Raw genomic sequence first — 14,560 nt, forward strand, 5'->3', positions numbered from 1 at the left:
CAGATACCAGAAATTAGTGGATTGAATCACGCCCACAGGACAGGGCGTCCGAGGGCATCATAGCTAAGTGTGTCTAGCAGCAATACCGGCTTATATCAGCCCTAACACGTTTTTGACCGGTGAAAAGCTGCGACGATGATGTTCAGTTGCACCCAGTGCAGCCAGCCGCTCCAGATGGAGTGCTGTCGGGTAGCCTTTGTGTTGTGCGAAACCATAACCGGGGAAATAGCTATCCAGCTCAGCCATTTCTCTATCACGGGTGACTTTCGCCACAATAGACGCCGCGCTGATTTCGGCAACCCGGCTATCTCCTTTGACCACGGCTAAAGATGGCATTGGCAAGGCTGGGCAGCGATTACCGTCGATTAATACGTAATCCGGTGCAATATGCAGCCCGGCGACGGCTCTTTGCATTGCCAGCATGGTGGCATGCAAGATATTCAGTTCATCAATTTCTGCCGGTTCTGCACGACCAAGACTCCATGATAATGCTTTCTCGATAATCTCATCGTAAAGAGATAAACGGCGCTTTTCGCTCAGTTTTTTCGAATCTGCCAAACCGACTATCGGTCGTTTGGGATCAAGAATTACCGCCGCAGTGACAACCGCCCCGACCAACGGGCCACGGCCCACTTCATCCACGCCAGCAATCAAATTTGCCTGTGGGTAAATAAAGATATCAGTCATTGTCCTGCCAACTCCAATACGGCCTGTGCCGCTTGCTGATCCGCACCACAGCGGATGCTCTGATGTAAAATCTGGAAGCGTTCTTTTAAGGCCTCAACTGCTGCACCACCCTGCAACAATGGCAATAATGCGTCAGCCAATTTTTGCGGTTGGCATTCTTGCTGCAATAATTCAGTGACCAGTTCTTCTCCCGCCAGCAGATTAGGCAAAGAAACATAAGGTGTTTTTACCAGACGCTCGGCCAACCAGAAGGTGAAGGGCTTCATGCGGTAACCCACGACCATCGGCGAGCGAGCCAACATGCACTCCAACGCCGCAGTACCCGATGCCAGCAACGTCGCATCGCTAGCGACCATTGCAGCACGGGCTTGCCCATTGAGTAAATGCACGGGTAAATCCGGTGCAACTTCCATTTTGATGCGTTCGAACTGCTCCCGCCGTTGGCTATTGACCAACGGCACCAACACTTCTAAATCAGGGAATTTTTGTCGCAAAATCTCGGCAGTACGCAAGAAATCAGCGCTCAACATTTCGACTTCAGAATGGCGACTTCCCGGCAACAGAGCCAGGCAATGAGCATCAAGTGGAATACCCAATTCAGCACGAGCAGCGGCGCGATCGGCAACCAATGGCATTGCATCGGCCATGGTATGGCCAATAAAACGGCAGGGTACATTGAAACGATCGTAAAACGCTTTTTCGAAAGGCAGAAAAGCCAATACCATATCGGTAGCTTTGCCGATTTTGAAAACACGCTTTTGACGCCAGGCCCAAACAGAGGGGCTGACGTAATGAATAGTGCGAATTCCGTTCTGTTTTAAGCGCCCCTCAAGCGTGAGGTTAAAGTCTGGGGCATCGATGCCCACAAACACATCAGGAGACAGCTCGCTAAAGCGGCGCGTGAGGTCTTTACGAATTTTGAGTAAACGTGGCAGCCGCTCAAGAACCTCGACAATGCCCATCACTGCCAACTCTTCCATTTCATACCAGGCTTCGCAACCTTCGGCTTGCATCAATGGTCCAGCCACACCGACAAAGCGAGCGTTAGGTACCTGTTCTTTAAGTGCCCGAATTAACCCGGCACCTAAAATATCGCCGGAGGTTTCTCCGGCAACTAATCCGATAGTCAATGGACGATCTGCGATCATTACACGTTTTTGCATAAATTAACGGATAATGCCGCGGGTTGAACGAGCGAAGAAATCGCTGAATGGCTTAACCGCCGGATGCTGCTCGGCTATTTCGGCAATTTCAGGCTTCACTTCATCCAAGGTTCGACCACTGCGATACAACAGCTTGTAGGCATTGCGGATCGCATGCAGAGATTCTTTATCAAAACCACGGCGTTTTAACCCTTCGATATTAATACCGAACGGTGTCGCATGGTTTCCTTGCGCGATGACAAAAGGAGGTACGTCCTGCGCAACCCCGGAACAACCGCCAACCATCACATGCGCACCGATCACGCAAAATTGATGAATTGCTGTCATTCCGCCAATAATGGCATAATCATCCACTTCAACGTGGCCGCCCAAGGTCGCATTGTTGGCAAAGATACAGCGGTCGCCAATAATACAATCATGAGCAATATGAGCATTAATCATCAGTAGATTATCGCTACCCACTTTTGTCAGCCCAGTACCTTGAACAGTACCACGGTGGATAGTCACACTCTCACGGATACGGTTACGATCGCCAATTTCCACCCGTGTAGGCTCGCCCGCATACTTCAGATCCTGGTTCGCTTCACCAATGGAGGCAAACTGGTATATCTCATTATCGCGGCCAATTTTAGTGACACCATTGACGACTATATGGGATTTCAGTACCGTGCCCTCGCCGATCTCCACTTGGGAACCAACGTAGCAAAATGGACCAATATGTACATTGGCACCAATAACAGCACCTTCTTCAATAATGGCACTTGGATGGATAAAGGCGGTTTTGTCAATCACGTATCAAGACTCCTTGGATGCGGATACGGCTGGTGTTGCTGGTTTGCTTCGAGCACACATCATCGTTGCCGTACAAACAATTTCACCATCAACTTTAGCAACACCAGTAAAGCGTGTTAAGCCACGACGTTCTTTGACGAATTCAACTTCCATAATCATCTGATCGCCAGGAACGACCGGACGTTTAAAACGAGCGTCATCAATACCGGCAAAGTAGTAAAGTTCGCCTGGTTCAAGTTTACCCCGGCTTTTAAATGCCAGAATACCCGTAGCCTGCGCCATGGCTTCCAGAATCAATACGCCTGGGAAGATTGGCTTGCCCGGGAAATGACCTTGGAAGAAAGGCTCGTTGAAAGAGACGTTCTTCACTGCACGCAGAAATTTCCCTTCCTCAAAATCGAGGACGCGATCTACCAGCAAAAAAGGAAAACGGTGCGGGAGTAGATCCAAAATCTCTTCAATATGCAGAGTATGAGTGTCAGTAGTCAAAATACTCTTCCTGTCTAAAAAATTAATGCTATCAACGACACGGCCTGCTTTGACCCCAAAAGGAGATCATCATGCAGGCCGCAAATTAGGAACTCTGTACGCTTTGGGCGGTAGCGCCAATAGGTTTTGTTTATTGACTCAGAGCATCGTGCAGTGGCAACTATTCTTTATCGAATTTGCGCTCAACAGCTTTCAAACGCTTATTAATTTCATCGATATTCATCACCAATGCTGCGGTTTTGCGCCACACTTTATTCGGCTGTAACGGAATTCCGGAAGAGTATACCCCAGGTTCAGTGATTGGACGCATCACCATTCCCATCCCGGTTACCACAACCTTATCAGTTATCTCCATGTGACCATTGATCACACTGGCACCGCCAATCTGGCAGTAACGCCCAATTTTAAGGCTACCAGCCATGACCACACCGCCCGCAACTGCGGTATTGTCGCCAATAGTAACGTTATGCGCAATCTGACATTGGTTATCGATGATGACACCATTGCCAATAACCGTGTTATCCAACGCACCACGGTCAATGGTGGTACAGGCACCAATCTCCACACGGTCACCAATTATAACGGTACCAAGCTGCGGGATTTTGATCCAATTACCTCGATCATTCGCATAACCAAAGCCATCTGCACCAATGACCGTACCGGATTGAATCAGGCAATACTGCCCAATTTCAACTTCATGATAAACGGAGACATTGGCCCACAAACGGCTACCGGCACCTAGACGCGCATTTTTACCAATAAAGCATCCCGCACCGATAACAACGTTATCACCGAGAACAACACCGGACTCAATAACCGCATTAGCGCCAATTGAAACCTGACTGCCCAAGGTTGCTTCAGGAGAAATCACTGCACTGGGTGCAATATCCTGAGCCGGTTGTGGCGTCGTATCCATAATCTGAGCCATGCGAGCATAAGTCAGATACGGATTCTTAACGACCAACGCTGCTACTTTACAGTAAGGTCGGTCTTCCTCGGTCAATACCACGGCACTAGCCTGGCAAGTCGCAAGTTGTTCCCGATAGCGGCTGTTAGACAAAAATGTGATTTGCTTAGGCTGGGCAGAATGCATTGAAGCTATGCCGGTGATGACGATATCGCCATCACCGTACACTTGTGCATCCAACTGCTGGGCTAAATCAGCTAGTCGAATTGAACGCATGTTGTTATTTAACCTGTTTCAGCACTTCAGCAGTGATGTCTTTAGATGAGTCTGCGTATGCAACTGCATTCGCATCGATAACCACATCATATCCGCCTTTGCTTGCAACAGACTTAACAGCATCCTGAATACGGCTCAGAATTTTGTTACGCTCTTCCATCTGACGACGACGATTGTCTTGCTCAAACGCTTGAGCCTTCTGCGAGAAGGTTTCACGCTGTTTCATGACATCGCTTTCCAGTTTGGTACGATCGCTGGCTTTCATGGTAGAACCGTCACGCTGAAGCTTCTGCATTTTAGTTTGCAGATCGCGTTCCATTCCTTGCAGTTCGGTTGCTCGGCCTTTGAATTCATTCTCCAGCTGCTTAGCCACGGTTTCACGCGCAGGTAATTGTTGGAAAATGCTGGAAACATTCACAATAGCAATCTTGTCAGCGGCTTGAACGCTGGCTGAAGCAGCCAATGCTAAACCAAGACCTGCGGCACACAACCACTTTTTCACTATAAACTCCTTACCATTACCCGTTTGTGTCAGAGACACCCTGAAATGCACTTAACAGCTGATTGTCCACCCAGACAAACGTCACTTATTGGTCACGTCTGCCTGGGGGAGATCGGCGTCAGCGCGATCTTTACTATCTGTTTATAACGTCGTATTTATAACTTCGGCGACCTGTTACCAGGTTTTACCAATGTTAAACTGGAACTGTTCGGATTTATCACCCGGATAATCCTTGACTGGTTTGGCGTAAGAGAACACCAATGGCCCCAGCGGTGACATCCACTGTAGTGCCACACCCGCAGAAACGCGAATGTTGCTCGGGTCATTGTAGTCAGGAATACCGGCCGTTTGAGACATTGCGGTATTTTCCCAATGAGTATCCCAAACCGTACCGGAATCGATAAACACCGATGTACGCACCGAGTTGGAGTATTTCTCACTGATAAACGGTGTTGGTGTAATCAACTCAATACTCGCCACCGCCATGGCGTTACCGCCCACAGCATCGGTAGATTTGTTAATCTTAGTGCCGTTATCGGCATAATATGCAGCTTTCGGCCCGATGTTATTCGAACGGAAGCCACGTACGGTGCTGGAACCACCGGCATAGAAGTTCTCGTAGAACGGCATTTCTTTACCGCCGAGACCATCGCCATAGCCCAAACGACCACGACCTAACAGAACCCAAGAGCGATCCTGATCCAACGGCAGATAAGCTGAAGTATCAAAGGTGACTTTGTAGAACTCGTTATCGGAGCCTGGCACCGTAACTTTACTGTTCACTGAAGATTTCACCCCGGAAGTCGGGAAGAAGCCGCGGTCAAGGTTGTTATATGTCCAACCCAGGTTCAGCGTAAAGTCATCAGCGGTAAACTCAGCCCGATCCGTATAGTTAGGTTTTTGACCTACTGACTCGAGATAACGCCACATGGCAACCTGCGGCAACATGTCGGACAGGCTGTTATGTACATAGCCAACGCCAACACGCAGCGAGTTGTTTTCATTGATTGGGAACCCAAGGGTGCCGTCAACGCCATAACTGCTATTGGTATAACCGGACAGGTCGGCGTTATCTGCTTTAAAGTCGTTATAGAAGATACGGCCACCCAGACTCACACCATCAACGGTGAAGTAAGGGTCGGTCATCGTGAACTCTGCGTAGGTCTGGTAATCGTTTTTGGTACCGTTGATACCTACGGTGTTACCTGTACCCAACCAGTTATCCTGTTGGACACCTACCTGGAAACTCACACCGCTTTCAGTACCGTAACCGATACCAAAGTTCAGGCTACCGGTATTACGTTCTTTAACTTTGTAAGTCACGTCGACCTGATCGGCAGTCCCCGGAACACGCTGTGTTTCCACATCAACGGTTTCGAAGTATCCCAGACGGTTCAGACGATCTTTACCTTGTTCAACCTGATCGTTACCCAGCCAAGCGCCTTCCATCTGGCGCATTTCGCGACGCAGAACGGAGTCTTTACTGGTGTCGTTACCTTCGAAGCGAACTTTGCGTACATAGAAACGGTTACCCGCATCTACGTTAACACGCAGTTTTACCGTCTTGTTCGCGTCGTTGATTTCCGGTTGAATTTGCACCCGCGGATAAGCATAGCCATAACGACCCAGCATCTTTTTGATGTCGTCTTCCATGCGAGTCACTTTACCGCCATTGAACAATTCACCCGGTTCAATTTTAGTCAACTTTTCCGCTTCGGACTGATGACCAGCCAAGTTGCCGCTGACAATCACGCTATCCAGTTTGTACTGTTCGCCTTCGGTCAGGTTAATCGTGATGTAAATGCCTTTTTTATCCGGCGTCAAACTCACCTGAGTCGAATCAATATTGAAACGGGCATAGCCACGATCCAGATAGAAGCTACGCAGGGTTTCAAGATCGCCCGCCAGTTTCTGTTTCTGATATTTACGATCGCCAACCACGTTCCACCAAGGCACTTCATCGCGCAGTTGGAAACGGGAAATCAGTTCGTCGGTACTGAAGGCATGATTACCTACAATGTTAATCTGCTGGATTTTGGCAGACACACCCTCGGTAAAGACCAGTTTCAGATCGACACGGTTACGCGGCAAAGGCGTCACAACGGCTTTCACCGAGGCGCTGTATTTACCGACGCTGTAATAGAAATCCTCCAGACCTTTTTCAATGCTGGAGATCGTGGTGCGGTCTAATGCCTCGCCAACCCGAACGCCAGAGGCTTCCAGGTTCTGTTTAAGCATATCCTCTTTCACCGCTTTGTTACCGGAGAAAGTGATACTGGCGATCGTTGGGCGTTCTTTGACTTGGACAATCAGTGTGTCACCATCACGCAAGACGCGAACGTCTTCGAAGTTGCCTGTGGCAAACAACGCACGGATAGTATTACTGATGTCATCATCACTGACGGTATCGCCTACGCGAACCGGCATGTTAAGTAACGCCGCACCGACGGCGACTCGCTGCAGGCCCTCGAAATGAATGTCTTTCACTACGAACCCGTCTGCACCGTATACGGTGGCGCTGCCAAACAGCAGCGACGCTATGAGCAACTTTTTCATCGCCATCGTTGTTATGCGTTCTTCCTAACCTATCCCCAGCCGTTAAAAGCGGGAGAAATCATTGAAAAGTGCAAGTCCCATCAACAGCATCAGTAGTATTGAGCCAATGCGGTAGCTGAAATCTTGAACTCGCTCAGAAACCGGCCCCCCCTTAAGCTTTTCTATCGCCAGGAAGAGCAGATGTCCACCATCTAATACCGGTAACGGGAACAGGTTGATAATCCCCAAGTTGACACTAATCAGTGCCAGAAACATCAGGTAATACACCAACCCAAACTCAGCTGAAACTCCGGCGCCTTGTGCAATAGAAATCGGGCCACTCAGATTATTCAGCTTAACATCACCGGTAATCAGTTTACCCAACATGTTGACCGTCAACCGCATCAGTTGCCAGGTTTTATCCCCAGCCTGATAGAGTGCCGTAAAAGGTCCATATTGGCGAATCGTTTTATACTCGTCCGGAAGTGGGATAACTTTCGGAACTACGCCTGCAAAGCCTTCGGTTCTGTCTTTACCCACTGATTTTGTATCTGGAATCAACGTTAAAGACAAGGGAGAACCACCCCTTTCAATATCAACTATTAACGGCTTACCCGGATTTTCACGCACTCGGGTAGCAAATGCCTGCCAACCATTCAACAGCTGGCCGTCAACTTTAACGATCCTATCCCCTGCTTGTAAACCTGCCTTTTTCGCCGCCGACTCTGGTTGCACCTCTTGCAGTATCGATTCGATCTGCGGCCCACGGGGAATAATCCCCAGAGCAACCACCGGATCCTGCTTATCGGGTTCAAAACTCCATTGATGTAAATCCAGAGTTTTCTGTACGACCCGATCAGTACCAAAGGGAGCCACACCCACTTGGACTTGGGTATCGCCGAGCTTGCCGACTAATGCCAAACGCACGGCAGACCAGTCAGGCGTTTCGATACCGTCGATAGACTTAAGTTCCATTCCCGGCGAAATATTGGCTTGAGCAGCAATGGATTGCGGTGATATATCACCCACAACCGGACGAAAACTCGGTACACCGATGATAAACACCAGCCAATAGGCGAAAATAGCAAAGAGGAAGTTGGCAATGGGACCCGCGCTGATGATCGCCGCGCGTTGCAAGATGGTTTTGTTGTTAAACGCTTGGTGGCGAAGTTCTGGGGCAACCGCATCGACACGTTCGTCCAGCATTTTAACATAGCCGCCGAGCGGAATAAGGGCGATGACATACTCGGTGCCTTGACGGTCGGTACGGTGCCATAAGGCTTTGCCAAAACCGATAGAAAAGCGCTCAACACGAACACCACAGCGACGTGCCACCCAGAAGTGACCAAATTCGTGGACCGTAATCAAGATGCCTAGCGCGACGATAAACGCCGCCAGGTTCCAGAGTATGCTCATCATAATCCCTAAACTCCCCGTCAGTGACGGATTAAAACACTAACAGCATCAGGCAGGCAAATACCGGCACGGCTGCGGTCAGGCTATCGATACGATCCAGTATCCCGCCATGACCAGGAATCAAATGACCACTGTCTTTGATTCCCGCTTCACGTTTGAACATACTCTCGGTCAAATCGCCGAGCACTGAGGCCAAGGCTGCAACCACAGAGCACACTAACAATTTTTCTGGAATGATATCCAAAGGCGCATAACGCCCAAACAACCAGGCGATCAACGCTGAGGTCAGCAAACCACCAATCAGTCCTTCCCAGGTTTTCCCCGGAGACACCTTGGGAGCCAGCTTATGTTTGCCGAACATTTTTCCAAACATATAAGCGCCGGAATCCGCGCCCCAGACCAGCAACATAACGTAAAGTAGCCACCAAGAGCCGGTTGAATGATCCTGCTCATAGCCGTATTGGCGTAACGCAAACATGCCCCAGAAGAATGGCACGATGGTCAAAACACCGAAAACAATACGCAGTATTCGGGAGTGACGCCAAAAGCTAGCCGAGCGTGGGTAGGTCAATACCAGCAGTAGCGCCGCTATCCACCATCCAATCGAAGCCCAGAGCGGTCCGCTCACCTGCGGTAAATGCGCTGAATGCTGATAAGCAGGAATACTTAACAGCATGGATACCAGAAGGAAACCACAGAGTATGGCAAGCCAAATACGCTGTGAACGAGCTGCGAAGCCCGCCAGTTGCCCCCATTCCCACGCAGCCAACATGCAAACAACCAATGTCACGATGGCAAAACCGACCGGAGGAAGCAAAAACAACGCCCCGATGACGATAGGGATTAAAATCAAAGCAGTAATGAGACGATACTTCAGCAAAAGTTCCCCCTAAGATGCAGCAACATCGTTAGGTGTAGTTCCACCGAAGCGGCGCTCGCGTTGTGCAAATGCATTCAGCGCACCTTCAAAGACAAGTTCATCAAAATCAGGCCAGAGTACATCAGTAAAGTAAAGTTCAGCATAGGCGATTTGCCACAACAAGAAATTACTGATGCGATGTTCACCACCGGTTCTGATCACTAGATCTACCTCAGATTGTTCATGTAGGCAGATATGAGAATTTAATAGCTCTTCAGTGATATCTTCAGGCTGTAATAATCCTTTTTGCACCTGTCCAGCCAATTGACGCATTCCCTGAATAATATCCCAACGACCACCATAATTGGCAGCAATGTTAAGTTTCAGGCCGTCATTATTTGCAGTCAGCTCTTCAGAACGACGGATTCGATCCTGCAAACGCTTGCTAAAGCGGCTGATGTCACCAATAACACTTAAACGTACATTATGTTTATGCAGACTTTTTACTTCGCTGTCCAGCGCTCGAACAAAAAGCTCCATCAATGCGGTCACTTCTTGAGCAGGGCGATTCCAGTTTTCACTACTAAAAGCATAAAGCGTGAGTGCATCAAGATGATGAGTTGCAGCAAAACTGACTGCACGACGAACCGATTTCACTCCCGCTTTATGCCCGAAGATCCTTAGTTTACCCTGACGTTTAGCCCAACGCCCATTGCCATCCATAATAATAGCGACATGACGCGGACCCGGGAGGGACAAGTTAGCCCTATCTGTATTTGCGAACGACATAGCTCGAACTTTATTCCTCAATAAAAACGACGGCGCTTTCCAAACATTAGGCCGCAAACGCACAAAAAAAGCCGTGTACTAAATCACGGCTTCTTATATGACAGCCAAATTAGACGGTCTAAATACCTATTGGGCCATTAATCAAGGGGCTATCAATCCATTGACGGCGCAGACTATACCATCTCAGTCCGACACGAACAAATTCACCAATCAATAACCAGCGACTCACCGTTTCAATGCACCCAGCGCACGATTGGCAGCCTGACGCGCTAAACGATCAATATCTAAGACTTCATCTACCGTATTCGGTTCCTGCACTGACATGGATTCAACTACATTACGGTTTAATTTTGCAATATCAGTGAAACGAATCTGCGATTGCAAAAATGCCATCACCGAAACCTCATTCGCCGCATTCAATATGGTTGTCGCCGCCTGCCCAGCATTAAACGCGTCCATTGCCAGTTGCAAGCACGGATAACGGGCATAATCTGGCTCGGCAAAAGTCAATGCTCCCATCCGACAGAAATCCAGCGCCTCAACGCCAGATTCAACCCGATTCGGGTAAGCCATCGCATGAGCAATCGGCGTACGCATATCTGGCGTACCTAATTGTGCCAATACGCTCCCATCTTGATATCTCACCATCGAATGAATGACCGACTGCGGATGCAGGATGACTTCAATCTGTTCAGCCGAGGCATTAAATAACCAGCGGGCCTCAATGTATTCCAAACCCTTATTCATCATGGTGGCGGAATCGACGGATATCTTGCGTCCCATTGACCAGTTAGGATGAGCGCAGGCCTGATCGGGCGTCATCGCTTCGAACTGATCTAGCGGCGTCTCACGGAAAGGTCCGCCAGAACCGGTCAGAATAATCCGCGACACCCCGTTTTCGATCAATGAAGAATAGCCTAATTGCTGCTGAATGCGCTCGGGCAGGCTTTGAAAAATAGCATTATGTTCACTATCAATAGGGAGTAACTGCGCGCGACTTTCTCTCACCGCATCCATAAACAGGCGCCCACAGGTAATCAGCGACTCTTTGTTGGCCAATAACACCGTTTTCCCGGCTCGAATCGCAGCCAGCGTCGGCAAAAGCCCGGCGACACCAACAATAGCGGCCATAACCTGATCCACATCGTTCAGGGCCGCAAGCTCACAGGCCGCATTCTCGCCGGAGAACACTTCCGTTTTGCAGCCTTGTTCAGACAACCGTTGGCGAAGGGATTGTGCAGAATCTTCATCTGCCATCGCGGCATAACGCGGAGCAAATTCGAGACATTGTTCTGTCATTAATGTGACATTACGCCCCGCAACCAATGCGGTTACAGCGAATAAATCGGGGTTAGCCCGCACGACGGCCAAAGTGCTACAGCCCACGGAACCGGTAGAACCAAGAATAGTCAGTTGCTTCATGAGGGTGCTCTGAATAACTGTTTTTACCCTTTTATCTTTCAAATTGCTGCAGTATTGACCGCGACTCGAAATCTATTGGGTACATGATAAGAAGATGCATCAGTATGAAACATCTGCGTCCACAAGACTAAGATATTTAGCCTGGAATAACCGGCCATCTGTCATTGATAGAACCGCATAACGGTAAAAAAAACAAAGCGCCGCCTAAGCGACGCCCTGGAACATCTGACCAAAGCTTAGAAGTTCATCAACTCAGCTTCTTTCTCGGCCAATGCCGTATCAATTTTCTTGATATAGCTATCAGTCATTTTCTGAACGTCATCCTGACAACGACGGTCATCATCTTCACTGATCGCTTTATCTTTCAATAAGGCTTTAACCTTATCGTTGGTATCGCGACGCACGTTACGTACAGAGACACGACCCTGCTCAGCTTCACCACGGGCAACCTTAATCAGGTCTTTACGACGTTCTTCCGTCAGCGGAGGCAATGGCACGCGAATGACAGAACCCGCAGAAGAAGGGTTCAGACCCAAATCAGAGGACATGATCGCTTTTTCAACTGCAGCATTCAGGCTACGGTCAAACACGGTAATAGCCAGAGTACGAGAATCTTCAACCACCACGTTAGCCAGTTGACGCAGCGGTGTTGCACTGCCGTAATAGTCAACCTGAATGCCATCAAGAATACTCGGTGAAGCACGGCCGGTGCGGATTTTACTGATATGGTTTTGGAATGCATCTACGCACTTACCCATGCGGACTTCTGCATCTTTTTTAATTTCGTTAATCACGTTGCAAACCCTTGTAAACTGGTTACTTGGCAGGCTATACCTTGCAGCATAGCCGGTGAATATGTAAACCAACAATTGCTGGTTAAAGGCGACTCAGCGCACATTACGCCAAGTTCACCCTGATTAGAACGGCGCTTATTTAGCGATCAACGTCCCTTCGTTCTCACCCATCACCACGCGACGCAGCGCGCCAGGTTTATTCATGTTAAACACACGAATCGGCAAGTTATGGTCACGAGCCAACGTAAAGGCGGCTAGATCCATCACTTTCAACTCACGTTCCAACACATCTTGATAGGTTAACTGTTCATAAAGCGTAGCATCAGGATCTTTCACCGGATCGGCAGAGTATACGCCGTCAACTTTGGTCGCTTTTAACACCACATCGGCTTCGATCTCAATACCGCGTAAACATGCCGCTGAATCGGTAGTAAAGAATGGATTACCGGTACCGGCAGCAAAAATAACTACGCGGTTGTGACGCAGCAGGCTGATCGCTTCAGCCCAGCTATAGTTGTCACAGACACCATTCAACGGAATAGCTGACATCAGGCGGGCGTTCACATAGGCACGGTGCAGTGCATCTCGCATTGCCAGGCCGTTCATTACGGTAGCCAGCATTCCCATGTGGTCGCCCACTACGCGGTTCATCCCAGCCTGTGCCAAACCGGCACCGCGGAATAAGTTACCACCGCCAATGACCACACCGACCTGAATACCCAGTTCGACCAGCTCTTTGACTTCCTGAGCCATACGATCCAAAACGCTAGCGTCGATACCAAAACCTTCTGCGCCTTGCAGGGCTTCGCCACTCAGCTTAAGCAGGATACGCTGATATACGGGTTTTGCATTGGTTGCCATGGTGTTCTGTCCTAAGCAGCAGTAATAGTATTGGGGATCTGACCGTCAAATATTCAAGGCACTTGAGGCGTTGAAAGTTCACGGACTGAATTCTTGATTGGATGAAATGGAACCGCCTGTTGGCGGCTCCATTTTTAAGCATTAAGACTGTTTGCTCATCGCTGCAACTTCTGCAGCAAAGTCAGTCTCAACTTTCTCGATACCTTCGCCCACTTCAAAGCGGATGAAGTTAATTACGTCGGCTTTATGCTCTTTCAGCAGATCGCCAACGGTTTTGCTTGGGTCCATGACGAAGTGCTGACCAGTTAAAGAAACTTCACCGGTGAACTTACGCATACGGCCTTCAACCATTTTCTCGGCAATTTCGCGTGGCTTGCCAGATTCCATAGCGATGTCCAACTGGATTTGATGCTCGCGAGCAACAACTTCAGCTGGGACGTCTTCTGGTTTAACGTATTCTGGCTTGCTTGCAGCGATATGCATGGCAATATGCTTAACCAGTTCTTCATCAGCACCGGTAGCAGCGACCATAACACCGATACGTGCGCCGTGCAGGTAAGTACCCAGAATGTCGCCTTCCAGAGCAGCAACACGACGGATATTGATGTTTTCGCCGATTTTAGCTACCAGGTTAGCACGTTGCTCTTCGAACTGTGCTTTCAGCACTTCGATATCAACGATTTTACCAGCCAGTGCTGCATCGATAACTTCGTCGCCGAATGCTTTGAAGCCAGCATCTTTAGCAACAAAGTCAGTTTCGCAGTTCAATTCCAGCATCACACCGAATTTACCGTCGGCAGAAACTTTAGCCAGGATGATACCTTCAGCAGCGATACGACCTGCTTTCTTGGCAGCTTTAGCCTGACCGGATTTACGCATGTTATCGATCGCCAGCTCAATGTCGCCATCAGCTTCAACCAGCGCTTTCTTACATTCCATCATGCCTGCGGCAGTACGCTCACGCAGTTCTTTTACCAAAGCAGCGGTAATAACAGCCATTTCAATTTTCCTCGGTTCTCTCGTGAAGATAGTTCTCACTGTAGATAAGCAAAGGGGGCCTATAAAAGG

At 49.0% G+C, this 14,560-nt stretch carries 14 protein-coding genes; all 14 read right to left on the reverse strand.

Annotated features, from left to right (window positions below; genetic code table 11):
* Window positions 1–90: 90 nt before the first annotated feature.
* The 14 genes from rnhB to tsf all read right to left on the reverse strand — a co-directional run bounded on the left by rnhB (window position 91) and on the right by tsf (window position 14,491).
* Complete coding sequence (gene rnhB, locus DJ39_RS15850) at window positions 91–687, reverse strand: ribonuclease HII (protein WP_038251561.1); 597 nt, start codon at window positions 685–687, stop codon at window positions 91–93.
* Window positions 684–1,850, reverse strand: coding sequence for a lipid-A-disaccharide synthase (gene lpxB / locus DJ39_RS15855; protein WP_004719648.1), 1,167 nt, complete (start codon window positions 1,848–1,850; stop codon window positions 684–686). Before lpxB ends, rnhB begins: the two co-directional genes overlap by 4 nt.
* A 3-nt stretch (window positions 1,851–1,853) precedes the next feature.
* Window positions 1,854–2,642 carry an acyl-ACP--UDP-N-acetylglucosamine O-acyltransferase gene (lpxA, locus tag DJ39_RS15860; RefSeq protein WP_004719650.1) on the reverse strand — a complete coding sequence of 263 codons (789 nt, stop codon included), beginning with the start codon at window positions 2,640–2,642 and terminating at the stop codon, window positions 1,854–1,856.
* A 3-nt stretch (window positions 2,643–2,645) separates the two neighbouring features.
* The gene (gene fabZ / locus DJ39_RS15865) at window positions 2,646–3,131 is read right to left on the reverse strand and encodes a 3-hydroxyacyl-ACP dehydratase FabZ (protein WP_004719653.1); all 486 of its coding nucleotides are present in this window, start codon (window positions 3,129–3,131) and stop codon (window positions 2,646–2,648) included.
* A 160-nt stretch (window positions 3,132–3,291) separates the two neighbouring features.
* Window positions 3,292–4,314 carry a UDP-3-O-(3-hydroxymyristoyl)glucosamine N-acyltransferase gene (gene lpxD, locus DJ39_RS15870; RefSeq protein ID WP_004719655.1) on the reverse strand — a complete coding sequence of 341 codons (1,023 nt, stop codon included), beginning with the start codon at window positions 4,312–4,314 and terminating at the stop codon, window positions 3,292–3,294.
* A gap of 4 nt (window positions 4,315–4,318) precedes the next feature.
* Window positions 4,319–4,816 carry a molecular chaperone Skp gene (gene skp, locus DJ39_RS15875; RefSeq protein WP_038245168.1) on the reverse strand — a complete coding sequence of 166 codons (498 nt, stop codon included), beginning with the start codon at window positions 4,814–4,816 and terminating at the stop codon, window positions 4,319–4,321.
* 174 nt (window positions 4,817–4,990) lie between these two features.
* Window positions 4,991–7,378 (reverse strand): outer membrane protein assembly factor BamA, encoded by a 2,388-nt coding sequence (gene bamA, locus DJ39_RS15880; protein WP_004719660.1) that lies wholly within the window; start codon window positions 7,376–7,378, stop codon window positions 4,991–4,993.
* A 36-nt stretch (window positions 7,379–7,414) separates the two neighbouring features.
* Window positions 7,415–8,770: a sigma E protease regulator RseP gene (gene rseP / locus DJ39_RS15885; RefSeq protein ID WP_004719661.1), complete on the reverse strand. Its 1,356-nt coding sequence runs from the start codon at window positions 8,768–8,770 to the stop codon at window positions 7,415–7,417.
* Between the two features lie 28 nt (window positions 8,771–8,798).
* Window positions 8,799–9,647, reverse strand: a complete 849-nt coding sequence (gene cdsA / locus DJ39_RS15890; RefSeq protein WP_038245176.1) for a phosphatidate cytidylyltransferase — start codon at window positions 9,645–9,647, stop codon at window positions 8,799–8,801.
* Between the two features lie 9 nt (window positions 9,648–9,656).
* Entirely contained in the window at window positions 9,657–10,415 is a 759-nt protein-coding gene (ispU, locus tag DJ39_RS15895) for a (2E,6E)-farnesyl-diphosphate-specific ditrans,polycis-undecaprenyl-diphosphate synthase (RefSeq protein WP_038245179.1), read from the reverse strand.
* 225 nt (window positions 10,416–10,640) lie between these two features.
* Window positions 10,641–11,837 (reverse strand): 1-deoxy-D-xylulose-5-phosphate reductoisomerase, encoded by a 1,197-nt coding sequence (gene ispC, locus DJ39_RS15900; RefSeq protein WP_004719669.1) that lies wholly within the window; start codon window positions 11,835–11,837, stop codon window positions 10,641–10,643.
* A 236-nt stretch (window positions 11,838–12,073) separates the two neighbouring features.
* The gene (gene frr, locus DJ39_RS15905) at window positions 12,074–12,631 is read right to left on the reverse strand and encodes a ribosome recycling factor (RefSeq protein WP_004719672.1); all 558 of its coding nucleotides are present in this window, start codon (window positions 12,629–12,631) and stop codon (window positions 12,074–12,076) included.
* A gap of 135 nt (window positions 12,632–12,766) precedes the next feature.
* Window positions 12,767–13,492, reverse strand: coding sequence for a UMP kinase (gene pyrH, locus DJ39_RS15910; protein ID WP_004719674.1), 726 nt, complete (start codon window positions 13,490–13,492; stop codon window positions 12,767–12,769).
* Window positions 13,493–13,633: 141 nt separating this feature from the next.
* Window positions 13,634–14,491: a translation elongation factor Ts gene (gene tsf / locus DJ39_RS15915; protein ID WP_004719677.1), complete on the reverse strand. Its 858-nt coding sequence runs from the start codon at window positions 14,489–14,491 to the stop codon at window positions 13,634–13,636.
* Between the last annotated feature and the right edge of the window lie 69 nt (window positions 14,492–14,560).

This window comes from Yersinia ruckeri ATCC 29473, from assembly GCF_000754815.1.
GTDB classification, from domain to species: Bacteria; Pseudomonadota; Gammaproteobacteria; order Enterobacterales; family Enterobacteriaceae; genus Yersinia; species Yersinia ruckeri.

Coding starts and splice junctions, on each gene's coding strand:
- rseP (WP_004719661.1), bottom strand. CDS start 8,770: ATGATGAGCATACTCTGGAACCTGGCGGCGTTTATCGTCGCGCTAGGC.
- ispC (WP_004719669.1), bottom strand. CDS start 11,837: ATGAAGCAACTGACTATTCTTGGTTCTACCGGTTCCGTGGGCTGTAGC.
- rnhB (WP_038251561.1), bottom strand. CDS start 687: ATGACTGATATCTTTATTTACCCACAGGCAAATTTGATTGCTGGCGTG.
- tsf (WP_004719677.1), bottom strand. CDS start 14,491: ATGGCTGTTATTACCGCTGCTTTGGTAAAAGAACTGCGTGAGCGTACT.
- ispU (WP_038245179.1), bottom strand. CDS start 10,415: ATGTCGTTCGCAAATACAGATAGGGCTAACTTGTCCCTCCCGGGTCCG.
- lpxB (WP_004719648.1), bottom strand. CDS start 1,850: ATGCAAAAACGTGTAATGATCGCAGATCGTCCATTGACTATCGGATTA.
- pyrH (WP_004719674.1), bottom strand. CDS start 13,492: ATGGCAACCAATGCAAAACCCGTATATCAGCGTATCCTGCTTAAGCTG.
- lpxD (WP_004719655.1), bottom strand. CDS start 4,314: ATGCGTTCAATTCGACTAGCTGATTTAGCCCAGCAGTTGGATGCACAA.
- bamA (WP_004719660.1), bottom strand. CDS start 7,378: ATGGCGATGAAAAAGTTGCTCATAGCGTCGCTGCTGTTTGGCAGCGCC.